The sequence below is a fragment of the Microbacterium proteolyticum genome (assembly GCF_029639405.1).
GTDB lineage: Bacteria > Actinomycetota > Actinomycetes > Actinomycetales > Microbacteriaceae > Microbacterium.
In genome coordinates this window covers 1,610,857-1,637,413 of the sequence record NZ_CP121274.1, presented here as the reverse complement: position 1 = coordinate 1,637,413, position 26,557 = coordinate 1,610,857, and the positions used below count along the sequence as shown (strand labels likewise).

Here is a 26,557-nt window from a genome sequence, read left to right as displayed (position 1 = left end):
AGTCCCGTCATGCCTTCCCTTTCCTCTTCTCTCGTCTTCGACCGCGTCCGCGTCGTCTGGCCGGACGGCGCCGTCGCCCTCGACGGCGTCTCCGGCGCCATCGGCACCGGCCGCACCGGTCTCGTCGGCCGTAACGGCGCCGGCAAGTCCACGCTCCTCCGCGTAGCGGCGGGCCGTCTCACCCCCTCGTCCGGGACGGTCTCGGCATCCGGTGAGGTGGCGATGCTTCCCCAGCGTCTGGCGGCCGATCCTCGCCGCCCGGTCTCCTGGCTCCTCGGCGTCGAGACGGCGCTGACCGCCCTTCGCGCGATCGAGTCGGGCGATGTGGCTCCCCATCATTTCGACGCCGTCGGCGACGACTGGGACGTCGAGGCGCGCGCCCACACCCTCCTCGCCGAGGTGGGCTTGGCATCCGATGCGCTGGATCGGACCGTCGGCGAGCTCTCGGGCGGCGAGACGATGCTGGCGGCGCTCGTGGGCCTGCGCGCCCGCGCGGCCGACATCACGCTGCTCGACGAACCGACCAACGACCTCGACCGCGAGGCGCGTGCGCGGGTGGGAGAGCTCCTCCGCGCCTGGCCGGGCACGCTCGTCGTGGTGAGTCACGATGTGGGCCTGCTCGAGCTGATGGATGCCACCGCCGAGCTCTACGGCCGCAGCCTGAGCGTCGTCGGCGGTCCGTACAGCGTCTGGAGGGCGCACCGCGACGCCGAACAGGAGGCCGCCGTGCGCGCCGAGCGCGACGCCGCGCAGAGTCTTCGACGCGAGCGACGACAACGCATCGAGTCGAACGACAAGCTCGCCGCCCGCGCCCGCGTCGCGCACAAGGCGCAGGTCGAGAAGCGGGTTCCGAAGATCATCGCGGGAGGCCGGGCCAACGCGGCGCAGGTGAGCGCGGGCCGATTGAGCACCGAGATGAGGGGGAACGAGGATGCCGCGCGCGCGGCGCTGGACGAGGCGTCGGCCCGCGTCCGTGACGACGACGTGGTGCGCATCGACCTGCCCGATCCGGGAAACGCGCCCGGTCGACGCGTCCTCTCCCTGGGTAATGGCGAACGCGAATGGATCGTCACCGGCCGGGAGCGGGTCGCCCTGGTGGGGCGCAACGGCGCGGGGAAGACGACGTTGCTCGACAGCGTCGTGCGCGGCGCGGCGGCGGTGGGAGCGGTCCGTGCCCGGGCCAGCGTGGAGCACGTCGGATATCTCCCCCAGCGGCTCGACGGCCTCGACGACGCCGCATCCGTCCTCGACGCCGTCTGCGCGGCGGCGCCGGGCGTTCCCGTCCCCGCGGTCCGCGATCGGCTCGCCCGCTTCCTCGTGCGCGGCGACGCGGTCACCCGCCCCGTCGGCTCGCTGTCCGGCGGCGAGCGATTCCGCGTCGCGCTCGCCCGCGTGCTGCTGGCGGATCCGCCGCCGCAGCTCCTCGTGCTCGACGAGCCGACCAACAACCTCGATCTCGACACGGTCGACCAGGTGGTGTCGGCCCTCCAGGCCTACCGCGGGGCGGTGCTCCTGGTCAGCCACGACGACGCGTTCCTCGCCCGCCTCGGGCTCGACCTGCGGCTGGAGCTGAGCGACGGGAGGCTGATCGAGCGCGCGCCGTGACCTCGAAGCGGCGCCGCCGCCCGACCCCGCGGAGGACCGTCGTTCCGCGACCGGCGAACGTCAACCCCGGCCCGATGTCGGAGGTCCGGGGGAGGATGTCGGCATGGCCGACGTACTCGACAGGTTCGGTCCTGCGACGCAGGACTGGTTCCGCGGTGCGTTCTCGGCGCCCACCACGGCTCAGAAGGGCGCGTGGGAGTCCGTGGCATCCGGTCGCAACGCCCTGGTCGTCGCGCCCACCGGATCGGGCAAGACGCTCTCGGCCTTCCTGTTCGCGATCGACCGCGTCTTCCGCGAGAAGGCGCCCGAGGTCGCAGATGCCACTCCCCCGCGCCGCGGCGCGAAGAAGACGCCCACGCGCACCCGCATCCTCTACATCTCGCCGCTGAAGGCCCTCGGCGTCGACGTCGAGCGGAACCTGCGTTCGCCGCTCGTCGGGATCGGGCAGTCCGCGCGGCGGCTCGGGATCGACGTCCAGGCGGTCACGGTGGGCGTGCGCTCGGGTGACACGACCTCGAGCGATCGCCGCAAGCTCGTCTCCGATCCGCCCGATATCCTCATCACGACCCCCGAGTCGCTGTACCTCATGCTCACGAGCCAGGCCGCCGAGACTCTGCGCGGGGTGCACACGGTCATCATTGACGAGGTCCACGCGGTCGCCGCGACCAAGCGCGGCGCGCACCTCGCGGTGAGCCTCGAACGGCTCGACGCGCTCCTCGACGCCCCGGCGCAGCGCATCGGGCTCTCGGCGACCGTGCGCCCGATCGACGAGGTGGCCCGCTTCCTCGGCGGTTCCCAGCCCGTCGACATCGTGGCCCCGCGGGCGACCAAGGCCTTCGACCTGTCGGTCGTCGTGCCGGTGGACGACATGCTCAATCCCCCGCCCCCGCCCGGCAGCCCCGCTCCCGACGACCCGACCGACGGCGAGTGGTTCTCCGAGCGGCCCGAGAGCACCGAGGTGTCCGGCTCGGTGTGGCCGCACGTCGAGGAGGCGATCGTCGATCGCATCCTCGAGCGCCGCTCGACCATCGTCTTCGCCAACTCCCGCCGACTCGCCGAGCGCCTGACCGGGCGTCTGAACGAGATCTACGCCGAGCGGCAGGGCATCGACGTTCCCGAGCCGACGGTCCCGGCCACGATGATGGCGCAGGCCGGGTCCTCGGCCGGTGTCGCCGCGATCCTCGCCAAGGCGCATCACGGCTCGGTCTCGAAGGAGCAGCGCGCCCAGGTCGAAGACGAGTTGAAGTCCGGCACCCTGCGGTGCGTGGTCGCGACCAGCAGCCTCGAGCTCGGTATCGACATGGGCGCGGTCGACCTCGTGATCCAGGTCGAGGCGCCGCCGAGTGCGGCATCCGGCCTGCAGCGCGTCGGTCGCGCGGGCCATCAGGTCGGCGAGGTGAGCCGCGCCGCGCTGTTCCCCAAGCACCGCAGCGACGTCCTGCACACCGCGGTCGTCACCGAACGCATGCTGTCGGGCAAGATCGAGGCGATCGCCGTCCCCCAGAACCCGCTCGACATCCTGGCGCAGCAGACCGTCGCGGCGTGCGCTCTCGGGTCGATCGACGTCGAGGAGTGGTTCGAGACGGTCAAGCGCAGCGCGCCGTTCCGCTCGCTCCCCCGATCGGCGTACGAGGCGACGCTCGATCTGCTCGCGGGTCGCTACCCGTCCGACGAGTTCGCCGAGCTCCGCCCGCGGCTCGTCTGGGACCGCGACGCGGGCACCCTCACCGGCCGCCCCGGAGCCCAGCGCGTCGCGGTCACGAGCGGCGGCACGATCCCCGACCGCGGCCTCTTCGGCGTCTTCGTCGCCGGAGAGTCGCAGAACGCCCGCGTCGGCGAGCTCGACGAAGAGATGGTCTACGAGTCGCGGGTGAACGACGTCTTCACCCTCGGCACGACGAGTTGGCGCATCGTCGAGATCACGCACGACCGGGTGAACGTCCTCCCCGCCTTCGGGCAGCCCGGGAAGCTGCCCTTCTGGCACGGCGACGGCCTCGGTCGTCCCGCCGAGCTCGGCGAGGCGCTCGGCAAGTTCTCGCGCGACATCGCCGGAGCCGACCGCGCCAAGGCCGAGGAGCGCCTGCGTGAATCCGGGCTCGACGACAACGCGATCTCCAACCTCCTCTCCTACCTCGCCGAGCAGCGCGAGGCGACCGGCACCCTCCCGACCGACCGCACGCTCACCGTCGAGCGCAGCCGCGACGAGGTCGGCGACTGGCGCATCATCCTGCACTCGCCGTACGGCATGCAGGTGCACTCGCCGTGGGCGCTGGCGGTGAACGCCCGCATCCGCGAGCGACTGGGCGTCGAGGGCGCCGCGGTCGCGAGCGACGACGGCATCATCGCGCGGGTTCCGGATGCCGCGGCCGAACCGCCCGGGGCCGATCTCTTCGTCTTCGAGCCCGACGAGCTCGAGCAGATCGTCACCGACGAGGTCGGCGGCTCCGCGCTCTTCGCCTCCCGGTTCCGCGAGTGCGCCGCCCGCGCGCTGCTGCTCCCGCGGCTGAACCCCAACCGGCGGTCGCCGCTCTGGCAGCAGCGTCAGCGCTCGGCCCAGCTGCTCGAGGTGGCCCGACGGCATCCGTCGTTCCCGATCATCCTCGAGACGCTGCGCGAGGTCCTGCAGGACGTCTACGACCTCCCCGCGCTCCTCCGCGTGGCGCGGCAGATCGGCGAACGCCGGATCCGCCTGGTCGAGACGACGACCAGCCAGCCCTCCCCGTACGCGCGCGACCTGCTCTTCGGCTACGTCGGCGCGTTCATGTACGAGGGAGACTCGCCCCTCGCCGAGCGCCGCGCGGCCGCGCTGTCGGTCGACCCGGCGCTGCTGAGCGAGCTCCTCGGCAAGGTCGAGATGCGCGAGCTCCTCGACCCCGAGGTCATCGCCCAGTTCGAGCGCGAGGCCCAGCGCCTCGATCCGGACCGCCGCGCGCGCGGCGTCGAGGGCGTCGCCGACCTGCTGCGCCTTCTCGGCCCCCTGGATGCCGCGGAGGTGGCCGCACGTCTCGAGGGGGAGTCGTCGGAGGAGGCTTCGGCGCATCTCCAGGCACTCATCGAGGAACGGCGCGCGATCCCCGTGACGATCGCGGGAGTCTCCCGCGTCGCCGGCATCGAGGACGCCGGGCGCTTGCGCGATGCGCTCGGCGCGGCCCTGCCCGTCGGCATCCCGAACGCCTTCCTCGAACCCGTGGCCGATCCCCTCGGCGACCTCGTGGCCCGCTACGCCCGCACGCACGGCCCCTTCACGACTGACGCGGTGGCCGAGCGGCTGGGCGTCGGTGTCGCGGTCGCGCGTCTCACGCTGCAGCGTCTCGAGTCGCAGGGGCGGCTGTCGAGCGGATTCTTCCTGCCCGAGGCCGCCGCCGGCCGCGGCGACGACACCGAGTGGTGCGACGCCGAGGTGCTCCGCCGCCTGCGCATGCGGTCGCTCGCGGCGATCCGCGGCAGCGTCGAGCCCGTGCCCCCGTCGGCGTACGCGCGGTTCCTCCCCGTCTGGCAGCACCTCACACGGCCCCTCGAGGGTGTCGACGGGGTGCTCGCGGTGATCGAGCAGCTCGCCGGCGTCCCGATCCCGGCGAGCGCGTGGGAGTCGCTCGTGCTGCCCTCGCGCGTCGCCGACTACACCCCCGCGCTGCTCGACGAGCTGACCGCGACGGGCGAGGTCGTGTGGTCGGGGCACGGCACCCTGCCCGGGCGGGACGGGTGGATCGCCCTGCACCCCGCCGAGGCGGCACCCTTCACGCTGCAAGATCCGGACGACCCCGAAGATCCCGCGCCCGATTCGCTCGAGGCCCGCCTGCTCACCGCGCTCGAGGGCGGCGGCGCCTATTTCGCCGCACAGCTGAAGCAGCTGGTCGGCGCCGAGAACGAGCAGTCCGTCAACGACGCGCTGTGGGCCCTCACCTGGGCCGGTCGGGTCACCAACGACACTTTCGCTCCCGTGCGCGCGCTCCTCGGCGGCGGCGGACAGGCCCACCGCGTCGCCCGTCGCGCGCCCCGCGCCCGCATGTACCGCGGAGCGGCCCTGCCGCGCCCGACCTCGGCACCCCGGCCGCCGTCGCTCGGCGGACGCTGGTCGCTCCTCCCGGACCGTGAACCGGATGCCGCTGCCCGCGCGACCGCGACGGCGAGCCTGCTGCTCGACCGGTACGGCGTCGTGACGCGCGGCGCCGTGCAGTCGGAGGGTGTGCCGGGCGGCTTCGCTCAGGTGTACCGCATCCTCGCCGGCTTCGAGGAGGCGGGGCACTGCCGCCGCGGGTACGTGATCGAGAAGCTCGGTGCCGCCCAGTTCGCGGCCTCGGCCACCGTCGACAGGCTCCGCGAGTTCGCCGCGGTCGCCGACCCGCCGCCGCTGCGGACCGTCACCCTCGCCGCGACCGACCCCGCCAACCCCTATGGGGCGGCGCTCGGCTGGCCCGCGCTGGAGGGGGTGACCCACCGCCCGGGACGCAAGGCGGGCGGTCTGGTCGTGCTCGTCGACGGCGAGCTGACGCTGTACCTCGAGCGGGGCGGGCGCAGCGCGCTGGCGTTCACCGACGACGAGGCGCGGTTGCAGGCGGCCGCGCGCGACATGGCCGAGACCTCGCGTCGCCGCCGACTCGACGCCCTGACGGTCGAGCAGGTCAACGGCGAGTTCGTGTACGGCACGGCCGTCGGCCGGGCCCTCCGCGAGGCCGGGTTCGTCGAGTCGCCGCGCGGGCTCACGCTGCGGCGCCAGACCGCCGGTGACACGCTCCGCGAGGCCGCCCGTGCCTGAGGGCGACACCGTCCACCGCGCGGCCGCGAAGCTCTCCGCCGCGCTCGCCGGCCGCGAGGTGACGAGGTTCGACATCCGCGTTCCGGGAAGCGCCACCGCCGACCTCCGCGGCGAGACGGTGCACGAGGTGGTCGCGCGCGGGAAGCACCTGCTCGAACGCATCGGCGCCTACACCCTCCACTCGCACCTCAAGATGGAGGGCCGGTGGGACGTGTACCGCCCGGGCGAGCGGTGGCGCCGTCCGGCGTTCAAAGCGCGGGCGATCGTCGGGGTCACGGGTGCCGACACCGTCGGGTTCGACCTCGCGATGGTCGAGGTGCTGCCGACCGCCGACGAAGACCGAGTCGTCGGGCACCTGGGTCCCGACCTGCTCGGTCCCGACTGGAACGCGGCCGAGGCCGTGCGTCGGGTCTCGTCTGACACGCGCGCCGCGCACGTCGCTCTCCTCGACCAGCGGAACGTGGCCGGCTTCGGCAACGTCTACGCGAACGAACTGCTGTTCGTCCGCGGCATCGCCCCGACCACCCCGGCGAACGAGATCGACGTGGCGGCCACGATCGCGCTCGGCCATCGCATGATCCACGCCAACCTCCCGCGGGCCGAACGCACCTTCACCGGCGACAATCGCCCCGGCCGGCGCATGTGGGTCTACGGGCGCGACGGAGCACCGTGCCGACGGTGCGGCACTCCCATCCGTGCGACCACCCTGGGCGCGTCGGCGACGAGCGAACGCAACGTCTTCTGGTGCCCCACCTGCCAACCGGACTGATTCACCCCGCGGCCCCGGGCAGGAGCGGCGGCGGATTGCGTCGATGATCCAGGGCGCGGCATCCGGCCATGAGAGCCGCGCACACCGCAGCCGCCACGGCCGATGCCAGTGCGCCCAGGAGGACGGCGGGCACCAGCACCAGAAGCACGGACGCCCCCGCGATGATCGCCACATATGCGAGCAGGAGGATCCACAGGGATGCCACCCCCACCGCCGTCCCCGCGACGGCCGCGGGAATCACAGCGTGCTGACCTCGTCGCACCGCGCGGGAGACACCGACGATCGCACCGGCGGCGCCGAGCATCGCACTCGCCCCACCGAAGACCGCTCCGCTGACGACGAACGCACCGAGAGAGCCCCAACCGGTCCACGTGAGAGTGGACCCGAGAAGCGCGCCCATCCCGGCCCCGAGGGGCAGGGCCGCGATCAGAGCGGGTCCATATATTCGCCACGGCATGCCCTCACCGTATCGACCGATCCACGGCGGGAACAGAGAGCGGATTCCTCGCCGCTGTCAACCCGCCGTTGCTGTGGAGCCGGGCATGCGACAACGGTGGAAGACAAACCGGCGCAACGGAAAATCCGTGGTCCGGCGGGAATCCGCTCGGGCGTCCGCGCCGAACAACCATGCACGGGAATGAGAGTGAACCCGCATCGGTTGTCACATAAGTCGGCTCACCCGAAGGGCCGGTCGGAGGGGATCGTGGGAAAGAACTACATCGACATCGAGAACGACCACGGCGAGACGCTGCGCTACCGCAAGCACGTCAACGGTCGTGGACTCGTCGCGCACGGCGCGAAGGTCCACCCGTCGGCACTGGTGGAGAACGGCGCGTACGTCGAGCCCGGAGTGCAGATCGCGGCGGGTGTCCGTGTCGGTAGAGGCGCGTGGATCGAGTCGGATGCCGTGATCGGGCCGGAGGCACGCATCGAACCGCACGCGCACATCTGCGCGGGAGCGGTGATCGGCGCGGGCGCGCACATCGGCGTCCGTACGCAGGTGGGATCGAACGCCCGCGTGGCGGTCGGCTCGCTCATCGGCGACGACGAGATCATCAACGACGGCGAAGCCGTCGCCACCGATCGACGAGGTCTTCGTCTGGCGGCCTGAGGCTCACGCCTCTCGGCATCCATCACCCGCACGTTCTTCGGAACGTGCGGGTTTCGTCTTCGCGGGATGAAATGTGCTTCGACGTCGAGAGAAAACAGCGCCAATTCGTTTCGACGTTGAAGAATTCGAAAGCTCGCGATTTTCTCGACGTCGAGATTCCCCAGGCGAATTGCCTCGACGTCGAGAAACTCACGCGAGCAACGTCAGCACGAATCCGATCAGCGGGAGCGTTCCCTGGACCGTGGCCGGGCGCAGGTATTTGCGGCCGGACGTGACGAGCACGAGCGCCGCGGCGACCATGGAGCCGAGCGAGAACAGCAGCAGCGTCCGACCGGCGACGTCACCGACTCCGTTCACGGCCCAGAGCACGACACCGAGGGCCGCGCCGATCGCCAGGAAGAGGTTGTAGAAGCCCTGGTTGTACGCCAGGGGCTTGGTCGTGTCGGCCGCCTCCTGTGACGTCAGGCCGAAGATCCGCCACACGCTCGGGTGCGACCAGCGGACGCTCTCGAGAACGAAGATGTAGACGTGGAGGAGGGCCGCGAGCCCCGCGAAGACGAGCGCCAGGATGCCGAGCATGTGCCCACGTTAGCCTGGGGGTATGGCCAAGAGCGGAAGCGGATCACGGGGTGCGCGCGGGGGCGCGGGACGCCCGCGGTCCGGGGCGTCGGCGCGCAAGCCCGCGCCGGCGCGTAAGCCCGCCCCGGCGCGAAAGAACGCCGCGGCCCGCGCGCCTCGCCCGTCGTCGCCGCCGACCGCCGACCTCGCCCGCACATTCACCCTCGGCGCGGTTCCGGGCGCGACACCGGGCAAGTGGATCGGGCTCTGGCGCGACCGGGTGCCGCACGTACCGCTGGAGCTGAGCGAGATCTCCGTATCCGGCCAGCGCGCCGCTCTCGACGACGTGGATGCCGCTCTCGTGCGCCTCCCGATCGACGGCGCCGACGACCTGCACGTCATCCCCCTGTACGACGAGCTCCCGGTCGTCGTGATGTCGACCGAGTCGCCGCTGACCGCCGCGGACGAGGAGATCACGGCCGACGATCTCGCCGGCGAGATCCTGATCGTCCCCGCCGACGACGTCCTCGGGGCCCGGATCCCGGATGCCGCGCCCCCGGCGTTCGCGCCTCCCACCGACACCGCGGAGGCGATCGCGACGGTGGCCGCCGGGGTCGGCGTCGTGATCGTGCCGATGTCGCTGGCCCGCGCCCACCAGCGCCGGGACGTGGAGTACCGCGTCCTCGCGGACGGCCCGGTCTCGACGGTCGCCCTCGCGTGGCGGCGGGACGCGACGACCGACGACGTGGAGACGTTCGTCGGCATCGTGCGCGGCCGCACCGCCCGCTCCTCGCGCTGAGGCACGGCCCCGACCGCCTCTCAGCGCTTCGTCGTGCGCCGTACCTCGTCGACGGTCGCTCCGCCCCGCAGCCCCCTCGCCCGCGCGCCGCGCAGGACCGCCTCGGCATCCACCGGTCCGTCCGACAGCGCGTGCAGGTCGACCTTCACCGGGATCGGCAGTCGCTTGCGCTCACGATCACGATGCGCGGCCGCGGCCGCCTCGGCTTCGTCGACCTCGTCCCCGGCGAGCGTGCGGACGGTGAGCCCGCAGTCGAGCTCGGCGGCGGCCGCGCGCAGCAGGGCCACGACCTCGCCGAGGTTCTCTACATCGGTCACGAGAAGGGTCGCGGTGGTCATACCCCCATTGTCGCGGCGAGTCACGCCCCGGGGGTCGTGCGCGCGACACGCATAGAATCCCTGGGTGACCGGTCGACTCCTCTACGTCTGCGCGCGTCCGCAGCGCGAGGCGGCCGTCGCCGAATGGGCGTCCTTCCGCGACGGGCTCGGCGTCGCGGACGGCGACCTGGTGCACCACGATCTCGTCCGCACACCGCTTCCGCCCGACCTCGAGCGCTACGCCGGGGTCGTGGTCGGCGGCAGTCCCTTCAACATCACGGACACGGACAAGACCGACGAACAGCTCCGCCTCGAACGCGACCTCGAGGAGCTGGCATCCGCGGGGCTCACCGGGCGGACGCGGACCCTGTTCACCTGCTTCGGGATCGGGGTCGTCACGCGGCTGCTCGGTGGCGTGGTGACCCTCGATCACCCCGAGGGCACCGGCCCCGCCGAGATCGAGCTGACCGAGGAGGGGGCGGGCGACGAGCTGTTCGGTATCCTGAACCCCCGTTTCGAGGCGCTCACCGCTCACAAGGAGGGAACCGCCGAGGTCCCTCCGGGGGCGACCCTGCTGGCCCGCAACGACGACTGCCCCGTGCAGGCGTACCGGGCGGGCACGAGCCTGTGGGCGACGCAGTTCCACCCCGAACCCACGGCGGACGCGTTCGTCGCACGCATGGCCGTGTACCGCGCGGCGGGCTACTTCGACGCGGACGCCTTCGACGAGGTGGCCGCGCACGTCCGCACCGCCTCGGTCGAGCAGCCGACCCTGCTGCTGCGCACCTTCGCCGCCCTCGCGGTCTGACCCCGCCCGCGACGCGCGGACGACGGCGCCGACCGCTGTCAAGCCGGAGCGCGGAACTGGCTAGCTTATCTAGTGTTCTATCCATGAACGCGAGAGATCACGTCACCACCACCCCGCACGGATCCGACCTGGTACGCCAGATCGTCCTCCTTTCCGCGGTGTCGTTCATGCTGATCGCCGCGGTGATCGGGGCGGGAGCCTTCGGCAACACCGCCGTCGAAGACCAGCAGGGCGGTGCGCTCGACACGGACGGGTCCTACCTCGCTCCGGCGGGACCCGCCTTCTCGATCTGGTCCGTGATCTACCTCGGCCTCATCGCGTACGCGATCTGGCAGGCGCTCCCCCGCCAGCGCGCCTCGGAGCGTCAGCGGGCGATGGGCTGGCCGATCGCCGTGACCATGGTGCTGAACGGGCTGTGGCTCGTCGCCGCGCGCTTCGGCACGCTGTTCCTTACCGTCGTGGTGATCGTGCTGCTGCTCGCGGCACTGGGCTGGGCCTTCCGGACCGCGGTCGTCACGCGCGACCCGCGCGGCGGCGTCGTCGACTCCGTGCTGATCGACGGGGTCACGGGGCTGCACCTCGGCTGGGTCACCCTGGCGACCGTCGCCAACACCGCGGCCTGGCTGACCACCGTCGTGCCGCCGACGTGGGAGGACGCGGCGAGCGCGATCGGGGTCACCGTCCTGGTCGTCGTCGCGATCATCGGCCTGGCGATCGCCTGGCGGAGCGGCTGGCGTGTGGCTCCGGCGCTCGCCCTCGCGTGGGGGCTGTCGTGGCTCGCCGTGGAGCGCCTCACCGGATCGCCGACGAACGCCCCCATCGCGATCACCGCGATCCTCGTCGCCCTCGTCGTCCTGCTGCCGCCGGCCGTCGTCTCGGGGCTGCGCCTGATCCGTCCCTCGATCGACTGACCCGCGGCACGCGGCCGCGACCCGTCAGAGCGCGGGAGCCGCGATCGCACTGCCGCCCGCGGGGACGGTCAGCAGTCCGTCCTCCAGCACGGTCCCGTCGACGGTCGCGAGCAGCACACCGGCACCGGATGCCACAGGCACCGCCGCCTCGGCATCCGAGAGGTTCACGAGCACGACGAGGTCGCCACGGTGCAGCTCGTACACGCGGCCGCCGGGGGCCTCGAGAGCGCGCGCGGACAAGCCGTGGCGGGAGGGGTCGGTGAGCTCGGGACGCGCGCGACGGAGCTTCGCCAGCTCGCGGTACAGGGCGAGGAGTTCGGCGTGGCCGTCACCGTCGGGCTCCGACCAGTCGAGCTTCGACCGGTGGAACGTGTCCGGATCCTGCGGGTCGGGGACGACCGACTCGTCCCAGCCCATCTTCTCGAACTCGGCCACGCGGCCCTTCGCCGTGGCCTCGCCGAGCTCGGGCTCGGGGTGCGAGGTGAAGAACTGCCAGGGGGTCGTCGCGCCCCACTCCTCGCCCATGAACAGCATCGGCGTGCCCGGGGCGGTGAGGGTGAGCACGGCGGCCGCGGCGAGGCGGTCGAAGGGCAGGCTCTGCGACAGGCGGTCGCCGGCGGCGCGGTTGCCGATCTGGTCGTGGTCCTGCGCGAACGTGACGAGGCGCCAGTTGGGCACGTCCTCCGGGATGGGGTGGCCGTGCGCGCGCCCGCGGAACGTGGAGTACGTGCCGTCGTGGAAGAACCCGCCCTCCGACACTTTCTCGAACGCGTCGATCGCGGCGAAGTCCTCGTAGTAGCCGATCGTCTCGCCGGTGAGGGCAACGTGCGCGGTGTGGTGCCAGTCGTCCGACCACTGCGCGGTGAGCCCGTACCCGCCGGCCTCGCGCGGCAGGATCAGCTTCGGGTCGTTCATGTCGGATTCGGCGATGGTGGTGAGCGGGATGCCGCGGTGCGCCGACAGGGCGTCGGTGCGTTCGGCGATCTCCTGCAGCACGTGCACCGGACGCTCGTCGAGCAGCGCGTGCACGGCATCCAGTCGGAGACCGTCGACGTGGTAGTCGCGCATCCACATCAGCGCGTTCTCGAGGATGTAGGAGCGGACGGCGTCCTCGTCGAGGTTGATCGAGTCGCCCCACGTGTTGCGGCTACCCTCACGGAGGTACGGGCCGAACTCGGGCAGGTAGTTCCCCGACGGTCCGAGGTGGTTGTAGACCACGTCCTGCACGACCGCGAGGCCCGCCGCGTGGGCGGCGTCCACGAACCGCTGGTATGCGGCCGGGCCGCCGTACGCCTCGTGGACCGTGTACCAGAGCACACCGTCGTAGCCCCAGTTCCAGACGCCGTTGAAGCCGTTGACCGGCAGCAGTTCGACGTGGGTCACGCCGAGGTCGACGAGGTGGTCGAGGCGCTCGATCGCGGCATCCAGGGTTCCCTCGGGGGTGAAGGTGCCGAGGTGCAGCTCGTAGATGAGGCCGCCGGCGAGCTGGCGCCCGGTCCAGGCGGCATCCGTCCACGCGAACGTCGAGGGATCGAACCAGGCGGATGCCTCGTGCACACCGGCGGGCTGACGCCGCGACCGCGGGTCGGGGCGCAGGTCGTCGCCGTCACCGAGGACGAAGCCGTAGCGTTCGTCGTCGGCGAGGTCGACCGCCGCCGTCCACCAGCCCCCGATGCCGGGCTCCATCTCGACGTCTTCGACGACGTTCACGCCGCTCTCGTCCAACCGCCGCAGTCGCACGCGGTCGCTCTTGGGCGCCCACAGGTCGATGCTCATGGCATCCTCCTCCTCTGCCTCACGCGTGAGGGGTCAATATCTGTCGCTTGCGAGGCCGTGAGGCGACAATTCTCGACCCCTCACGCGCCGGGAAATCAGGAGCAGGCCGGTTCGTCCACCAGGAGAGCGACCGGAAGGAACTCCAGCAGCTCCGACAGCAGCACCGGGCCACCCGGGAAGCGGCGGCCGGTCAGGACGTCGACCGCGGCGACGTCCGGGCGCAGCAGCACGGTGTCGCGCCAGCCCCCGGCCGCGCGCAGACCGTGCGGGAGGCGGGTCGCCACCGCGGAGACACCGCCGCGGTCGAACGCGACGACGTGTCCGGATGCCGCACCCGCGGCCTCGAGCGGACGGTACAGCGTGTACCGCTCGGGGCAGTCGCGCCGCACGCGCAGCGCGCGCGAGGTCACGAGGAGCTTCGCCGCGCCGGTGGCATCCACCTTCGGAAGCGTGGCATCCTCGGCATCGAGCGAGGCCAGCAGACGCGCCCGCTCGGCGAAGTCCACCGCGCGACGGTTGTCGGGGTCGACCAGCGACTGCTCCCACAGCTCCGAGCCCTGGTACACGTCGGGCACGCCGGGTCCGGTGATCTGCAGCAGCTTCGCGGCGAGGCCGTTGGACCAGCCCGCGTCGGCGATCTCGTCGACGAAGGCCTGGACACGGGATGCCGCCGGCCCCGTCGCCGCATCGACGACGGCGTGCATGCGCTCCTCGAACGCCTCGTCCTGCTCCCACCAGCCGGTGACCTCGGAGGCCTCGCGCGCGGCCTTCTCGGCGTACGCGTGCAGGCGCTCGCGGTACTCCGCGAGACCCGAGGGCGTGGATGCCGACGCCGGCCACGCCCCGACGATCGCCTGCCACAGCAGCGCGTCGAACGGGCCGTGCCCGGTCGAGGCGATGGCACGGAACTCCCCCAGTACCTCGGCCCAGCGCGCCGGGATCTCCGCGAGCACCGCGATGCGCGCACGGGTGTCCTCGCCGCGCTTGGTGTCATGGGTCGACAGCGTGGTCATGGCCCAGGGCCACGACGCCTGCCGCTGGGCTTGCCCAGCGTGGAAGCCGTCGACGTCGAGGGAGAACTCCGCCGGGTCGCCGCCGACCTCGGTCAGCGATCCGAGGCGCGTGTAACGGTAGAACGCGGTGTCCTCGACGCCCTTGGCCATGACCGGACCGGTGGTCTGCTGGAAGCGCCACGCGATCTCGAGGTCGGTGTCGGTCAGGGCCGGGACCAGCGCCTCGATGACGTCGCCGAGCTCGGGCCGGCGCTCCTCGGCCTCGCCGACGGCGGCATCCAGGTGCGCCCGCCCGGCCGGGAGGTAGGAGCGGTAGACGGGGAAGCACGCGAGGATCTCGGCGAGCGCGTCCTGCAGGTCGGCGGCGGCGAACTCCTCGCGCAGCGCGGACGGGAGTCCGCGGACGATGCGGCGGATCTCGGACACCTGGATCGTGTCGGCGATCCGTCGCTTGGTGTCGTGGATCAGGTCGTGCCAGCCGGTGAGCGGCGCGAGGTCGCTGTCGGCGCGCAGGCGCGCGTCCAACGCGTCGAGCGCCGCCTCGCCCGCGGGGTCGGTGAGCACGCGGTCGATCTCGGCCAGCGCGTCGTACCCGGTCGTGCCGGCGGTCCTCCACCACGACGGCAGGGCTTCGCCGTGCTCGAGGATCTTCTCCACGAGCACGTACCCGGCATCCTCGCCGCCCGCGTCGCGCAGTGCCGTGGCGAGCCGGTCGAGGTACCCGCCGGGATCGACGAGACCGTCCGGGTGGTCGACGCGCAGGCCGTCGGCGAGGCCCTCGCGCACCCAGCGCAGGATCTCGGCGTGCGTGGCGTCGAACACCTCGGGGCGCTCGACCCGCACGCCCGCGAGGGTGGTGACGGCGAAGAAGCGCCGGTAGTTGAGGTCGGCCGCCTCGTCCTGCCAGAACCGCAGCTCGAAGTTCTGCGCGTCGAGGAGCGCGCGGATGTCCGACGTCCCCGTTCCGGGCGCGACCGGGAAGACGTGGTCGTAGTAGCGGACCAGGCCGTCGGGGGCGTCGGCCGCGGGCGTCGGGTCGTAGGAGATCTCGTCGATCACTTCGGCGAGGTCGGCGCCGAGCACGGGAACGCGCACCTTGCCGCCGCCGAACTCCCAGTCGATGTCGAACGCGTCCGCGTGCACCGAGGCGCGCCCCTGGCGGAGCACATCCCACCACCAGGCGTTCGTGCGGGGCTCGGACACGCCCATGTGGTTCGGGACGATGTCGATCAGGATGCCGAGGCCCTCGGCGCGGGCGGCCTCGGCGAACCGGGCCAGCCCCCCGGCGCCGCCCCGCGCGGGGTCGACGCGGGTGACGTCGACGACGTCGTAGCCGTGGTCCGACCCGGGCGTCGCCTCCAGCAGCGGCGACAGGTACGCCCACGACACCCCGAGGTCACGGAGGTAGCCCGTGACCTCGGCGGCGGTGCCGAGGGGGAAGGATTCGCGGATCTGCAGGCGATAGGTCGAAAGCGGATGCCGCATTCTGAATCAGAGCTCCGGTTTGGGGGCCTGCCCGGGCAGGTCGTCGGTGGCGGTGACGGCGATCTGCGCGGTGAGCGACGCGGCCACGGTGTGGTCGATCTCGGGCTCGGGCAGGTGGTGCTCGCGCAGCACGATGAGCGACTTCGGCTCGAGTTTCAGCGCCTCCCCGGGCGCGATCGGCTCGGTGTTGGCGCGCTCGCCCGCCGTGTCGACGTACACGTCCCACTCGGGCGAGTACTGGATGTCGGGCACGTGGAAGTCGACGGCGTCGTCGCCGGCGTTGAACAGCACGAGGAAGTGGTCGTCGCTGATGGTCTCGCCGCGGCGATCGCGCTCGCGGATGCCCTGCCCGTTGAGGAACACGCCCACCGCGCGGCCGAAGCCGGAATCCCAGTCCTCGGGCTGCATGAGCGAGCCGTCGGGGCGCAGCCACACCACGTCGGGGATGTTGTCGCCCTCCTCCATCTTCACCGGGCGCCCGTCGAAGAACCGGCTGCGGCGGAAGGTGGGGTGCTCCTTGCGGAGGCGCGCGAGGGCCGCGGTGAACTCGATGAGCGGGTGGTCGACGCTGGACCAGTCCACCCACGTGATCTCGTTGTCCTGCGCGTAGCCGTTGTTGTTGCCGCCCTGGGTGCGGCCCAGCTCGTCGCCGTGGAGCAGCATCGGCACGCCCTGGCTGAGCAGCAGCGTCGCGATGAAGTTGCGCTGCTGCTGCGCGCGGCGCTTGCGCACCTCGGGGTCGTCGGTCGGCCCCTCCACCCCCAGGTTGTTGGAGCGGTTGTGCGATTCGCCGTCGTTGTTGTCCTCGCCGTTGGCCTCGTTGTGCTTCTCGTTGTACGAGACGAGGTCGCGGAGCGTGAACCCGTCGTGCGCGGTGACGAAGTTGATGGATGCCACGGGCCGGCGCCCGGAGTGCTCGTAGAGGTCGGCCGAGCCGGTGAGACGGGAGGCGAACTCGCCGAGGGCCTGGGGCTCACCGCGCCAGAAGTCGCGGACGGTGTCGCGGTACTTGCCGTTCCACTCCGTCCACTGCGGCGGGAAGTTGCCGACCTGGTATCCGCCGGGGCCGACGTCCCACGGTTCGGCGATGAGCTTGACCTGCGAGACGATCGGATCCTGCTGGACGAGTTCGAAGAAGGCCGCGAGGCGGTCGACCTCGTAGAACTCCCGGGCCAGGGTGGATGCCAGGTCGAAGCGGAATCCGTCGACGTGCATCTCCAGCACCCAGTACCGCAGCGAGTCCATGATGAGCTGCAGCGTGTGGGGGTTGCCCACGTTCATGCTGTTGCCGGTGCCGGTGTAGTCGGTGTAGTAGCGCTTGTCGTCGTCTTCGAGGCGGTAGTAAGCCTCGTTGTCGATGCCCCGCATCGAGAGGGTCGGACCCATGTGGTTGCCCTCGGCGGTGTGGTTGTAGACCACGTCGAGGATGACCTCGATGCCGGCGGCATGCAGCGCCTTGACCATGGCCTTGAACTCCTGCACCTGCTGACCGTGGTCGCCGGTGGAGGAGTAGGTGTTCTGGGGCGCGAGGAACGCGATGGTGTTGTAGCCCCAGTAGTTCGACAGCCCCTTCTCCTCGAGCGTGGAGTCGTTGACGAACTGGTGCACGGGCATGAGCTCGATCGCGGTGACGCCGAGCTTGCGCAGGTGATCGATGACGGCCGGGTGCGCGATGCCGGCGTACGTGCCGCGCAACTCCTCCGGAACGTCGGGGTGCAGCTGGGTGAGGCCCTTGACGTGCGCCTCGTAGATGAAGCTCTCGGCGTAGGGGATCTTGGGCTGACGGTCACCCGCCCAGTCGAAGAACGGGTTGATGACCACGCCCTTCATCATGTGCGGGGCCGAGTCGTCGTCGTTGAACGAGTCGGGGTCGCCGAACTCGTAGCTGAAGACGGGCTGCCCCCAGTCGATCTGGCCCTCGACGGCCTTGGCGTACGGGTCGAGCAGAAGTTTGCTCGGGTTGAACCGCTTGCCGCTGGCGGGGTCGTACTCGCCGTGCACGCGGTAGCCGTACCGCTGGCCCGGCTGGATGTTCGGGAGGTACGCGTGCCAGACGAACGCGTCGACGTCGACGAGCTCGACGCACGTCTCCGTGCCGTCGGCGTCGAAGAGGCACAGCTCGACTTTCTCCGCGTTCTCGCTGAACAGGGCGAAGTTCGTCCCATTACCGTCGTAAGTGGCCCCGAGGGGATAACTGGATCCTGGCCATACCTGCTGCACGTCGCTCACGATAGACCAGGGAAGTTACGGCCGATGGGCCGGATCATCGTCGTTGACAGCACCCCCTCCGCCGACTATGCGCGCGGATCTCTATGCACGCTCCGGAGGGTGGACGAGCAGGTCGATCCGCTCGTCCAGATACCGTGCGAGCGGCAGGTACCCGCCCTGCGCGCTCCATCGCACGGAGAGCGCGCCGTCGCGCAACGCGAGCGGCGCCGTCCGGGCGTCGAGCGCGGCCGGATCGAGTGCCCGCCAGCCGATGTGCACCGTCTCCCCCTCGGGCACTCCCCCGCGATGCGCGGCGGCGGACAGCTCGGCCCGACGGCGCTGCGACTCGGCGGCGAAGCCCCGGCGCACCTCGGCGCGCGAGCGCACGATGTCACCGGTCGCGAGGACGCCGCCGTCGGTGAGCAGCAGCACGCCCAGATGCCAGGCTCGGCCCCGGTCCACGATGCGGGGAGCGCGCGGGATGCCGAGCAGCCGCCGTCCCTCCTGGAGTTCGCCGATCCGCTCGCGGGGGGCGTCGGCGAGCCGTTCGCGCGCCGCGGCGAGGAGGTCGTCGACCGCGCTCACGGCATCCCCTCCACCACGGAGCGCGCGTGGTCGAGGTCTCGCGCCCGGGTGCTCGCCGTCTCGCGCGCCGCCGTCGCCTCCTCCTCGGCCGCATCGAGCGCCGCGCGGGCGGCGTCCGCGTCCTGCTCGACCCGCGCGATCTCGGCGCGGAGGCCCTCGAGCCGTTCGCGGATCCGGTCGGCCTTCTCCCGGGCGGCGGTCTCCCGCGCCGTCGCCCCGGCGAGCGCGCGGTCGGCGTCCGAGCGAGCCCGCTCCGCCTCGCGCACCGCGCGCTCCGCAGCCTTCCGAGCCCGGCGCTGCGCCAGGTCGTCCCGCGCGGGCGTCTCGACGACGGCCGCGCCGTCCGGCACCGAACCGGCCACCGCGGCGCTCGGGTCGGTGTCGTCGGCCAGATCGACGGATGCCACCAGCCGCCCGGTCAGGATCATCGCCGCCGCGTGCGGGTCGATGATGGCCGCGTTGACGGTCTTCTCCACGGCGTCCCGCATCGGAGCGCTCAGGGGTGTTCCCGCTTCGGCCGCGAGATCGGCCGCCCGCCGGGCGAGGGCGGCGACCAGCTGACGACGTTGCCGACCGAGACGGGTCATCTCCGCGGCATCCGCGTCATCCTGCGCTTCGCGGAGCGCCTGCGCCAGATCGACGGCCTCGGCGAGCTGGCCGTCGCGGGAGAGCAGATTGACCGCCCACGCGGCCAGGGTCGGCTTGCGCAACTTCGCGATGCGGCGCCCCACCGCGCCGCCGATCTCCTCGGCGCGACCGTTGCGCGCCGCGGTGAATCGCGCGGGCGGAAGGGCGAGCAACTCGGCCGCGACCTCGTCGAGGAGGGTCGCCGCGTCACTCATCCCCCCATTGTGACCCGTCCGGTCAGAGGGGGACCACCCCGGGACGCGGACCGCGGATCTCGCGGTGCAGGCGCTCCATGCGCGCGTCCAGCTCGGCCGCCGCGTCGGCGGCATCCTTCAGCTCCGCCAGCAGTTCGGCGGGAACGAGGCGGTCGTACTTGTAATAGATCTTGTGCTCGAGGCTGGCCCAGAAGTCCATCGCGATCGTGCGGAACTGCACCTCGACGGGGACGTCGACGCGCCCGGTCGAAAGGAACACGGGCACATCGACGATCACGTGCAGGCTCTTGTAGCCGTTCGCCTTCGGGCGGGCGATGTAGTCCTTGACGTCGCGCACGGTGATGTCGTCCTGCTGCGTCAGGAGGTTGGAGAGGCGGTAGGCGTCGTCGACGAAGCTGCAGGTGATCCGGATGCCCGCGATGTCGGTGATCGTGCTCCGGATGGAGTCGAAGTCGGGTTCGATGCCCTTGCGCCGGACCTTGTCCACGAGACTGTCGGGCGACTTCACGCGACTCGAGACGTGCTCGATCGGGTTGTAGTCGTGCATCTCCTGGAACTCTTCGCGCAGGATGGTGATCTTCGTCTCGACCTCGGCGAGACCGAACCGGTACTCCATGAGGAAGCGCTGGAACTCGTCGCGCATCGCGCGGAGCGACGCTCCGGACACCGTGATCTGCTGATCCTCCAGCGGGTCGGACATGGGAGTGACGCTAGCGCCGGCTCCTACGAGGGTCCTGGGAGGTCACTCCCCCGCCGTCGGGGCCGACCGCGGGATGAGTTCGCCGTCCACGACGTCGATACCGGTCAGTTGGTCGAAGACCTCGGGGAGGTCGCCGGCGTCACCGGGTTCGGGAAGGAGGGGGAATCGGCTGTCGCTCACGGCGGGGTCCTTTGCTGGATGCCTCCAGACTGACAGAGCCGCCAGGCGCAACGGGTGGCCTTGACACCCCGTCGGCGGCCACGTAGCTCTCCGGATCCCCGCCGGTATCGTGGAGGCCATGGGCACGATCTTCTACGGCGGCGGCGGGACGGCGGTCCCCATCGAGGACCGCGCATTGGCGCATCTCAAGGTCGTCATCTCCACCAAGCTCCGCCGCGGTGAGAGCTTCACGCTCTCCTGGCAGCACCCCGAGGACCAGCCGCGGGGGCGCAGCACGCTGTGGCTGCACCCGGCGATCCCGCTCCGCTTCGTCTTCGACGAGGCCGAGCCCACGAAACTCAGCCGCGAGTGGATCGAGCGGCTCGCCGACTCGGCGAACTCCTCGGGCGGCATCCTGCTCGTCCCCGAGGACATCGCCCCGGTCGAGGAGACTCCGAAGCGCTGAGGTCAGCCCTCTTCGACGAGGGTGTCCTCCGAAGGCTCGGGCGTGATCGCCAGACCGTTCGGGCCCGAGGCGGCCAGCATGAGGTCCTCCACCCAGACGCGGTTGATGCGCGGCTGGCGGCTTCCGTAGAAGTGGAACTGGATCGGCACCGAGGGGTGCATCCAGAAGCTGCGGCGACCGCTGCCGTCGCCGACCTCGACGTCGAACATGAACGACTCCGAACGCCGGAGCTTGTTCATCACGACGATGCGAAGGTGCGCGAGCGTGCGGTCATCGATGTCGACGGCGTTCGCGACGGTGTCGTAAATGAAACGGCCCATGATGTCGAGCCTATCCGAGACCCGCGTGCGGCCGTCCCGCGAATGCCACGGCACGGGGTGCCGAATCAAGCCCCCGGTCGTGGATCCCCGGCCGGTGTTGACTGGATCGTGTGGGAACGTTGTACTACGGGGATGTCGCGACGCCGATCGAGATCGAGGATCGCGCGCTTGCGCACGTCAAGGTCGTGATCGCCACGAAGCTCCGCCGCGGCGAGAGTTTCACCCTCTCGTGGACGCACGGCCCGGGCCAGGAGGTGGGCCGCAGCACCGTCTGGCTGCACCCGTCGATCCCGCTGCGCTTCGTGTTCGACGACCCCGAACCGGCGCTCCTCAGCCGGGCGTGGATCGAGGACCTGGCCAACTCGGCGAACTCCTCGGGCGGGCTCCTGCTCGTCCCCGAGCCCGGAAGCGACGCTCCGCGGACCTGAGTCAGGCCGTGCGCTGGTCGAGGATCTCGCGCGCGCCCTCTTCGACCGCGGTGGGAACGACGAGCGGACGTCCGGCCGAGAAGGCCTCCCACTCCCGCAGGACGATCGTCTCGATGTGCACGGGGTCTTCGCCGGGGTAGTCCAGGCGCAGTCGCGAAACGACCGAATGCAGGGATGCCACGGGCACGCCCTCCACCGTGTGGACGGCGTCGACGGCGGTCACGCTCACGCGCGCCTCGATCGCATTTTCGTCCATGGCCTCATGGTTTCACGGACGCCGAGCGATTCCTAATACTCAGAATTCAACTAGGCTGCCTAGCTTCTTACGCGGGACGCGCATCCCGATCAGAGAGAGACGTCGGCCCCGATCGGCGAGGGCTCCCCGTCGTGATGCGGGTCGACCTGGTCGACGGCATCCTGGAGCCGGCCGAGGCAGGCGATGACGGTCGCGCACTCCTCGGCGGTCATGTCGACGACGGCCGCCATCATGCGCGAATGCATCGAGCCGAGCGTGGCGCGCACCTCGGCATCGCTCGCCGCGGTGGCCACGATGTAGATGCTGCGCCGGTCGGTGGGGTGCGGCGTCCGCGTCACGTGTCCGGACTTCTCGAGCCGATCGATGATCGCCGTCGTCGACGCCGTCGAGACACCGAGGTAACGGGTCAGTTCACTCGGCGAGACCTGCCGGCCCTGCCCGGTCGCCCGCAGGAGGTAACGGAGAACGAGGAGTTCGTTCTCTCCCATCGACATGGACTCACGTGTCCGGCGCCGCATCGCGATCTCGGCCGCGCGGTACACGCGGAACGCCTGCAGCACCTCCACCGCACGACGGCGACGGTCTTCTTCGCTCGCGCCGTACCAGTAGCGCGACGCCTGCGAGCCGTTTTCCACCTCGGCATCCTACGTCAGGAGGACCGCGCAAGGGCCCGTCCCCTTCGCATGGCGTACAGGTACGATGGTGAATATATCGGCCCGCTACTTTATGGGCGCTCGAGATACGAGGAATGCGAACTACCCCGTCGGGGAGGTGACGAGAACATGACCACGGAACAAGACGTGGTGAAGGCCGTCAGCGACCTGTCCGAATCCGGCGCCGCCTCCGAGCGCGTCGCCCTGCAGTCCCTCGGCATCGGCCCGAACGACGCCAAGGTGCTCCGATTCCTCCTCGACCGCGAGGACGACGACGAGCCGGTGACCCCGCGACTCCTCGCCGAGATGCTGGGCATCTCGTCCGCCGCCACGACCGCGCTGGTCGACCGCCTCGCCGACGCCGGCTGGGTCGAACGGGTTCCGTTCCCCGGCGACCGGCGCTCCATCGTCGTGCGCGCGACGATCGACGCGGCCTCCCCCGCACGCCACCTCCTCGCGGTGCGCCGCTCGTCGGTGGCCGAAGCCGCGTCGCGACTGGGGGCCGACGAACGCCGAGTCGTCGCGGAGTTCCTCGACGAGGTCGCCCGCGCCGAGACGCAGCGCGTCGAGCACCTGAACCCCCGCGCCGGACAGTCCCGCCCCGCCTGAGCGGCGGGGCGGGCACGGGTCAGTCGTTCGTGCGACCCGTCTCGTGCTGGAGACGGTCGATCTCTTCCGAGGCCTCGGCCTTGGTCAAGTCGGCGGTGATCTCCTCGCCGGCCTCGCGCGCGAGCGTGTCGAGGTAGCTGCGCTGCGGCGCGGTCATCGGCTCGTCGCCGGTGACCCAGTCCGAGGGGTCCTTCTCTACGGGGTCCTGTCCCTCACGCACGGCGCCGAGGGTCTCTTCTTCATGGTCACGGGGAGCATCGGTCATCGCGCCAGGCTAGGTCGGCGTCACCGGCGCTCCGCCGGGATTGACAGCCCCCGCCCTGCGGGTGCGGCATCCTGGACGGATGCCCGACGACACCCGCCCCGCCGACGTCGACGTCCAGACGTTCCGGCGCGGCACAGCGCAGACCCGGGTGACGATCGTGTCGACCGGCGCATCCGGTCGCGCCTTCGTGCTCGTCGCCGGGATCGGGGTCGCGGCCAGCTACTTCGAGTTCCTCGCGCCGCTCCTCGCCGAGCACGGCGACGTGTACGCGCTCGATCTCCCGGGATTCGCCGGGATGCCGGCATCCGGTCACGAACCGACCGCCGCGTTCTTCGCCGACCAGGTCGAGGGCGTGATCGACCACTACCGCCTGGACGATCCCGTGCTCGTCGGACACTCGATGGGTACCCAGGTCGTGGTCGAGGTGCTCACGCGGCGCGACGATCTGTCCCGAGCGGTGCTCGTGAGCCCCGTCGTGGACGAGAGCGAGGCGACGGCCCCGCTGCAGGCCGTGCGCTTCGTGCAGTCCACCGCGCGGGAGTCCCTGCACATCGCGGTGATGGCGGTCTCGGCGTACCTCCTGTGCGGGTTCCTCTACTTCGCCGAGGTGCTGCCGCACATGCTGAGGTACCGGATCTCGGACCGGGTCGGGCTGGTCCGCGCGCGACTGCTCCTCATCCGCGGCGAGTTCGACCGTCCGTCGCCGCGGCGGCTGCACTCCCGTCTCGTCGCCCGCGCCCGCGACGCGCGGCGCTGGGAGATCGAGGGCGCGGCCCACTCGATCATCAACGGCCATGCCGTCGGCGTCGCCCGCCTGGTGCGGGAGCACCTCGACGACGACCTCGCCGCCCGCGGACGGCTCACATCCGAGGAGGCGCGCGTTCCGCCCGCCCGGCACAAGGACCTCCGGATGATCCTGGATGCCACGGCCAGCCGCTTCGCCGAGTGGTTCAGCGCGCTGCACCACGACCAGGACGGAGTCGAACGGGCCAAGGCCCGCCACGCCCGCATCCTGTGGCGCGCCTACGTCTCGAGGCGCTGACCGGCGAGCGTCGCGGCACGGGCGGCGGCGGGAACCGCGGCGAGGAAACCGCCGACGAACGTGTCGCCGAGCCCGATCGTGGTCGGGTGGGGGACATCGACCACGTGGGCGGCGACGCCGACGGCCGGCATCCGCTCCTCCACCGCGGCGACGACGGCCGCGCCGCCGGGGTGGCGCGGAAAGGCCGCGGTCGCGTCGAGGTCGGCGAGCGTGCACGCGTCACCGACCCGGTAGCGGGTCGCCGCCGTGCGCACCGCGCTCTCCAGACCCGCGCGGTGCCGATCGGCCTCGGGCCCCACGGCGATCGCCCAGTACTTCGTGTGCACCACGAGCGCGGGAGCGGGGATGAGCGCGTGCGCCTCGGCGAGGGCGGTCGCGACGTCGTCCGGCGACAGCAGGTCGACGGGGCGGCCGAGGTACTCCTGCAGCTCGTCCTCGTTCATGCCGTACACGTCGATGCGGTCGAGGAGGCGCCGGCGCACGATGCCTGCGAGGGAGCGCTCGTAGAACCCGGCGTCCTCGTAGTAGACGAGCGCGTTTGGCGACAGGCTGCGCATCGCCGCGACGAGATCGTCGAGGCGGCTCGCGAGCAGGGCGGCATCCTGCATCGTGTTGAACCCCGACACCAGGAAGGCGTCCGCATCGGCGAGCGCGTCGCCGAGGTCGGCGGCGATCGCCATCTCGCGATTCGGGGCGTCGTTCGCGAAGATCAGGCGGTTCGACGACGGCGCGGTGACCGCGCCGTCGGGGAGGATCACGGTCGTCCCCTCGGGGTACTGCACGATGAGGTGCGGGTCGAGGGTGTCGCGCGTGGCCGAGGAGACGACCCGCATCGACGCGGGCAGGAGCCGGCGCACGGTGTCGTCGATGCTCACGAGATGCTGCACCGTCGGCACGCCGATCCGATCGAGGGCGATCCCCGCGCGCACGCCCGTGCCGCCGAGGGTCACCGCCACGTCGAACCGGGCGGCGAAGTCCTCGATGATGTCGGAGCTTCGGACGTGCCGCTCGCCTCCCCCGCCGTGGGCGAGGAAGGCGAGCACGGTCACGACGAGCGTGCGCTCGTCGACGATCGGCGCCGTGGTGACGAGCTCGCCCCGGTGGATGCCGTACTCGGCCGCGAGGGCGGTGAGCACGGTGGCATCCCACCCGATCTCGTAGTCGACGGTTCCGCCGAGTCCGAGGACGAGGTCTCCTGCCATGACGCCGATCCTCCCCGATCAGTACAGGTCGGCCTTGCCGGCGGCGCCGAACAGGTCGATCTTCTCGGCCGCGGTCACCTTCATCGCCGCGATGGGCTCCGGCTGGATCGCGTTCGGCTCACGCAGGCGACGGTCGGTGCCGAGCACCTCGCGCATGCGGTCGTGGTACGCGACCTTGATGTCGCTGGAGATGTTGATCTTGTTGATGCCCAGCGACACCGCGCGCGCGAGTTCGGCGTCCGGGTTGCTGGATCCGCCGTGGAGCACCAGCGGGATGCCGACGGCCGCCTTGATCTGCTCGAGCAGGTCGTGGCGCAGCTCGGGGTTCTTGTCCGACGGGTACAGGCCGTGCGAGGTGCCGATGGCGATCGCGAGGCTGTCGACCCCGGTCTGCTCGACGAAGCGCACCGCGTCGTCGACGTTGGTGTAGATGATCTCGGCCGCGCCGGACTCGCCGTAGCTGTCGTTCGCGCCGATCGTTCCGAGCTCGCCCTCGACCTGGATGCCGGCCGCGTGCGCCGCCTCGACGACCTTGCGGGTGATCGCGACGTTCTGCTCGAACGGCTCGAGCGAGGCGTCGATCATGACCGACGTGAAGCCGGAGCGGATCGCCGTGATCATCTGCTCGTAGGTGCCGCCGTGGTCCCAGTGGATGGCGACGGGCACGCTGGACCGGTGGGCCCGTGCGTGCATCGCCGGAATGAGGTCGGTGGTGATGTGCGAGACCTCGTCGGGGTGGATGGCGATGATGACCGGAGCGTTCTTCTCTTCGCTGATGTCCATGATCCCGGTGAACATCGCCCAGTCGCTGATGTTGAACGCCGGGATGGCGAAGCTGTGGGCGTTGGCCACGTCGAGGATGGACTTGCCGGTGTAGAGCACGGATTTCTCCTTGTTCGGGGTTGGGTAGGCGG

27 protein-coding genes are annotated in these 26,557 nt (G+C 71.3%); 11 read left to right on the top strand and 16 right to left on the bottom strand.

All coding sequences use genetic code 11. The features are described from left to right. The first annotated feature begins 9 nt into the window (after positions 1-9). From P8R59_RS08405 to P8R59_RS08395, 3 genes are all read left to right on the top strand, one after another. Positions 10-1,605 carry an ABC-F family ATP-binding cassette domain-containing protein gene (locus tag P8R59_RS08405; protein WP_278103565.1) on the top strand — a complete coding sequence of 532 codons (1,596 nt, stop codon included), beginning with the start codon at positions 10-12 and terminating at the stop codon, positions 1,603-1,605. 103 nt (positions 1,606-1,708) lie between these two features. Next, the gene (locus P8R59_RS08400; RefSeq protein ID WP_278103564.1) at positions 1,709-6,361 is read left to right on the top strand and encodes an ATP-dependent helicase; all 4,653 of its coding nucleotides are present in this window, start codon (positions 1,709-1,711) and stop codon (positions 6,359-6,361) included. Next, positions 6,354-7,130 carry a DNA-formamidopyrimidine glycosylase family protein gene (locus P8R59_RS08395; protein WP_278103563.1) on the top strand — a complete coding sequence of 259 codons (777 nt, stop codon included), beginning with the start codon at positions 6,354-6,356 and terminating at the stop codon, positions 7,128-7,130. The genes P8R59_RS08400 and P8R59_RS08395 overlap by 8 nt, the downstream gene beginning before the upstream one ends. Position 7,131: 1 nt before the next feature. Here the strand turns inward: P8R59_RS08395 and P8R59_RS08390 are convergent, their stop codons facing one another. Further along, positions 7,132-7,587 (bottom strand): hypothetical protein, encoded by a 456-nt coding sequence (locus tag P8R59_RS08390; RefSeq protein WP_278103562.1) that lies wholly within the window; start codon positions 7,585-7,587, stop codon positions 7,132-7,134. Between the two features lie 246 nt (positions 7,588-7,833). On the opposite strand from P8R59_RS08390, the gene P8R59_RS08385 reads away from it, so the two are divergent. Further along, positions 7,834-8,241, top strand: coding sequence for a transferase (locus P8R59_RS08385; RefSeq protein ID WP_278103561.1), 408 nt, complete (start codon positions 7,834-7,836; stop codon positions 8,239-8,241). 189 nt (positions 8,242-8,430) lie between these two features. Here P8R59_RS08385 and P8R59_RS08380 read toward each other — a convergent pair whose 3' ends face one another. Then, on the bottom strand, positions 8,431-8,820 hold the full coding sequence (locus P8R59_RS08380; RefSeq protein ID WP_077050738.1) for a DUF1304 domain-containing protein: 390 nt from the start codon (positions 8,818-8,820) through the stop codon (positions 8,431-8,433). Positions 8,821-8,842: 22 nt separating this feature from the next. On the opposite strand from P8R59_RS08380, the gene P8R59_RS08375 reads away from it, so the two are divergent. Next, positions 8,843-9,598 (top strand): LysR substrate-binding domain-containing protein, encoded by a 756-nt coding sequence (locus P8R59_RS08375; RefSeq protein WP_278103560.1) that lies wholly within the window; start codon positions 8,843-8,845, stop codon positions 9,596-9,598. A 20-nt stretch (positions 9,599-9,618) separates the two neighbouring features. Here P8R59_RS08375 and P8R59_RS08370 read toward each other — a convergent pair whose 3' ends face one another. Then, positions 9,619-9,936: a hypothetical protein gene (locus P8R59_RS08370; protein ID WP_278103559.1), complete on the bottom strand. Its 318-nt coding sequence runs from the start codon at positions 9,934-9,936 to the stop codon at positions 9,619-9,621. Between the two features lie 64 nt (positions 9,937-10,000). On the opposite strand from P8R59_RS08370, the gene P8R59_RS08365 reads away from it, so the two are divergent. Further along, on the top strand, positions 10,001-10,723 hold the full coding sequence (locus tag P8R59_RS08365; protein ID WP_278103558.1) for a glutamine amidotransferase-related protein: 723 nt from the start codon (positions 10,001-10,003) through the stop codon (positions 10,721-10,723). An 83-nt stretch (positions 10,724-10,806) separates the two neighbouring features. Beyond that, positions 10,807-11,634, top strand: coding sequence for a tryptophan-rich sensory protein (locus P8R59_RS08360; RefSeq protein WP_278103557.1), 828 nt, complete (start codon positions 10,807-10,809; stop codon positions 11,632-11,634). A gap of 24 nt (positions 11,635-11,658) precedes the next feature. On the opposite strand, the gene treZ is transcribed toward P8R59_RS08360, so the two are convergent. The 7 genes from treZ to P8R59_RS08325 all read right to left on the bottom strand — a co-directional run bounded on the left by treZ (position 11,659) and on the right by P8R59_RS08325 (position 20,423). Beyond that, positions 11,659-13,410, bottom strand: coding sequence for a malto-oligosyltrehalose trehalohydrolase (treZ, locus tag P8R59_RS08355; protein WP_278103556.1), 1,752 nt, complete (start codon positions 13,408-13,410; stop codon positions 11,659-11,661). Positions 13,411-13,505: 95 nt separating this feature from the next. Beyond that, positions 13,506-15,908 (bottom strand): malto-oligosyltrehalose synthase, encoded by a 2,403-nt coding sequence (gene treY, locus P8R59_RS08350; protein ID WP_278103555.1) that lies wholly within the window; start codon positions 15,906-15,908, stop codon positions 13,506-13,508. Between the two features lie 6 nt (positions 15,909-15,914). Next, on the bottom strand, positions 15,915-18,137 hold the full coding sequence (gene glgX / locus P8R59_RS08345) for a glycogen debranching protein GlgX (protein ID WP_278103554.1): 2,223 nt from the start codon (positions 18,135-18,137) through the stop codon (positions 15,915-15,917). A gap of 81 nt (positions 18,138-18,218) precedes the next feature. Beyond that, positions 18,219-18,701 carry a glutaminase gene (locus tag P8R59_RS08340; protein WP_278103553.1) on the bottom strand — a complete coding sequence of 161 codons (483 nt, stop codon included), beginning with the start codon at positions 18,699-18,701 and terminating at the stop codon, positions 18,219-18,221. After that, complete coding sequence (locus tag P8R59_RS08335; RefSeq protein ID WP_278103552.1) at positions 18,698-19,543, bottom strand: transposase; 846 nt, start codon at positions 19,541-19,543, stop codon at positions 18,698-18,700. The genes P8R59_RS08340 and P8R59_RS08335 overlap by 4 nt, the downstream gene beginning before the upstream one ends. Positions 19,544-19,565: 22 nt before the next feature. Further along, entirely contained in the window at positions 19,566-20,243 is a 678-nt protein-coding gene (locus tag P8R59_RS08330; protein ID WP_278103551.1) for a GTP pyrophosphokinase, read from the bottom strand. A 42-nt stretch (positions 20,244-20,285) separates the two neighbouring features. Next, complete coding sequence (locus P8R59_RS08325; protein ID WP_278103550.1) at positions 20,286-20,423, bottom strand: hypothetical protein; 138 nt, start codon at positions 20,421-20,423, stop codon at positions 20,286-20,288. Positions 20,424-20,541: 118 nt separating this feature from the next. Between P8R59_RS08325 and P8R59_RS08320 the strand changes: the two genes are divergently transcribed. Beyond that, positions 20,542-20,868 carry a hypothetical protein gene (locus P8R59_RS08320; protein ID WP_278103549.1) on the top strand — a complete coding sequence of 109 codons (327 nt, stop codon included), beginning with the start codon at positions 20,542-20,544 and terminating at the stop codon, positions 20,866-20,868. 2 nt (positions 20,869-20,870) lie between these two features. Here the strand turns inward: P8R59_RS08320 and P8R59_RS08315 are convergent, their stop codons facing one another. Next, a complete protein-coding gene (locus P8R59_RS08315; RefSeq protein ID WP_022879211.1) occupies positions 20,871-21,188 on the bottom strand; it encodes a hypothetical protein in 318 nt (105 codons plus the stop codon). Positions 21,189-21,298: 110 nt separating this feature from the next. Between P8R59_RS08315 and P8R59_RS08310 the strand changes: the two genes are divergently transcribed. Then, on the top strand, positions 21,299-21,616 hold the full coding sequence (locus P8R59_RS08310) for a hypothetical protein (protein ID WP_077050749.1): 318 nt from the start codon (positions 21,299-21,301) through the stop codon (positions 21,614-21,616). A gap of 1 nt (position 21,617) precedes the next feature. On the opposite strand, the gene P8R59_RS08305 is transcribed toward P8R59_RS08310, so the two are convergent. Together P8R59_RS08305 and P8R59_RS08300 are read right to left on the bottom strand one after the other, a co-directional pair. Next, entirely contained in the window at positions 21,618-21,872 is a 255-nt protein-coding gene (locus tag P8R59_RS08305; protein WP_278103548.1) for a hypothetical protein, read from the bottom strand. Positions 21,873-21,961: 89 nt separating this feature from the next. After that, positions 21,962-22,507, bottom strand: a complete 546-nt coding sequence (locus P8R59_RS08300) for a MarR family winged helix-turn-helix transcriptional regulator (protein WP_278103547.1) — start codon at positions 22,505-22,507, stop codon at positions 21,962-21,964. A 147-nt stretch (positions 22,508-22,654) separates the two neighbouring features. On the opposite strand from P8R59_RS08300, the gene P8R59_RS08295 reads away from it, so the two are divergent. Beyond that, positions 22,655-23,134, top strand: coding sequence for a MarR family winged helix-turn-helix transcriptional regulator (locus tag P8R59_RS08295; RefSeq protein WP_278103546.1), 480 nt, complete (start codon positions 22,655-22,657; stop codon positions 23,132-23,134). A gap of 19 nt (positions 23,135-23,153) precedes the next feature. Here the strand turns inward: P8R59_RS08295 and P8R59_RS08290 are convergent, their stop codons facing one another. Beyond that, on the bottom strand, positions 23,154-23,399 hold the full coding sequence (locus tag P8R59_RS08290; protein WP_077050753.1) for a DUF3072 domain-containing protein: 246 nt from the start codon (positions 23,397-23,399) through the stop codon (positions 23,154-23,156). Positions 23,400-23,478: 79 nt separating this feature from the next. Here P8R59_RS08290 and P8R59_RS08285 point away from each other — a divergent pair, with 79 nt between their 5' ends. Continuing rightward, positions 23,479-24,441 carry an alpha/beta fold hydrolase gene (locus P8R59_RS08285; protein WP_278103545.1) on the top strand — a complete coding sequence of 321 codons (963 nt, stop codon included), beginning with the start codon at positions 23,479-23,481 and terminating at the stop codon, positions 24,439-24,441. On the opposite strand, the gene P8R59_RS08280 is transcribed toward P8R59_RS08285, so the two are convergent. Together P8R59_RS08280 and P8R59_RS08275 are read right to left on the bottom strand one after the other, a co-directional pair. After that, positions 24,423-25,643 carry an ADP-dependent glucokinase/phosphofructokinase gene (locus P8R59_RS08280; RefSeq protein WP_278103544.1) on the bottom strand — a complete coding sequence of 407 codons (1,221 nt, stop codon included), beginning with the start codon at positions 25,641-25,643 and terminating at the stop codon, positions 24,423-24,425. The two genes, P8R59_RS08285 and P8R59_RS08280, sit on opposite strands and share 19 nt — an antisense overlap. An 18-nt stretch (positions 25,644-25,661) precedes the next feature. Beyond that, a complete protein-coding gene (locus P8R59_RS08275) occupies positions 25,662-26,525 on the bottom strand; it encodes a ketose-bisphosphate aldolase (protein WP_278103543.1) in 864 nt (287 codons plus the stop codon). Positions 26,526-26,557 lie beyond the last annotated feature (32 nt).

Bases quoted from the DNA above. Each gene is read 5' to 3' on its own strand.
- P8R59_RS08405 (WP_278103565.1), top strand. From the start codon at position 10: ATGCCTTCCCTTTCCTCTTCTCTCGTCTTCGACCGCGTCCGCGTCGTC.
- P8R59_RS08400 (WP_278103564.1), top strand. From the start codon at position 1,709: ATGGCCGACGTACTCGACAGGTTCGGTCCTGCGACGCAGGACTGGTTC.
- P8R59_RS08390 (WP_278103562.1), bottom strand. From the start codon at position 7,587: ATGCCGTGGCGAATATATGGACCCGCTCTGATCGCGGCCCTGCCCCTC.
- P8R59_RS08380 (WP_077050738.1), bottom strand. From the start codon at position 8,820: ATGCTCGGCATCCTGGCGCTCGTCTTCGCGGGGCTCGCGGCCCTCCTC.
- P8R59_RS08375 (WP_278103560.1), top strand. From the start codon at position 8,843: ATGGCCAAGAGCGGAAGCGGATCACGGGGTGCGCGCGGGGGCGCGGGA.
- P8R59_RS08370 (WP_278103559.1), bottom strand. From the start codon at position 9,936: ATGACCACCGCGACCCTTCTCGTGACCGATGTAGAGAACCTCGGCGAG.
- P8R59_RS08360 (WP_278103557.1), top strand. From the start codon at position 10,807: ATGAACGCGAGAGATCACGTCACCACCACCCCGCACGGATCCGACCTG.
- treZ (WP_278103556.1), bottom strand. From the start codon at position 13,410: ATGAGCATCGACCTGTGGGCGCCCAAGAGCGACCGCGTGCGACTGCGG.
- treY (WP_278103555.1), bottom strand. From the start codon at position 15,908: ATGCGGCATCCGCTTTCGACCTATCGCCTGCAGATCCGCGAATCCTTC.
- P8R59_RS08335 (WP_278103552.1), bottom strand. From the start codon at position 19,543: ATGAGTGACGCGGCGACCCTCCTCGACGAGGTCGCGGCCGAGTTGCTC.
- P8R59_RS08330 (WP_278103551.1), bottom strand. From the start codon at position 20,243: ATGTCCGACCCGCTGGAGGATCAGCAGATCACGGTGTCCGGAGCGTCG.
- P8R59_RS08320 (WP_278103549.1), top strand. From the start codon at position 20,542: ATGGGCACGATCTTCTACGGCGGCGGCGGGACGGCGGTCCCCATCGAG.
- P8R59_RS08315 (WP_022879211.1), bottom strand. From the start codon at position 21,188: ATGGGCCGTTTCATTTACGACACCGTCGCGAACGCCGTCGACATCGAT.
- P8R59_RS08305 (WP_278103548.1), bottom strand. From the start codon at position 21,872: ATGGACGAAAATGCGATCGAGGCGCGCGTGAGCGTGACCGCCGTCGAC.
- P8R59_RS08295 (WP_278103546.1), top strand. From the start codon at position 22,655: ATGACCACGGAACAAGACGTGGTGAAGGCCGTCAGCGACCTGTCCGAA.
- P8R59_RS08290 (WP_077050753.1), bottom strand. From the start codon at position 23,399: ATGACCGATGCTCCCCGTGACCATGAAGAAGAGACCCTCGGCGCCGTG.
- P8R59_RS08285 (WP_278103545.1), top strand. From the start codon at position 23,479: ATGCCCGACGACACCCGCCCCGCCGACGTCGACGTCCAGACGTTCCGG.
- P8R59_RS08280 (WP_278103544.1), bottom strand. From the start codon at position 25,643: ATGGCAGGAGACCTCGTCCTCGGACTCGGCGGAACCGTCGACTACGAG.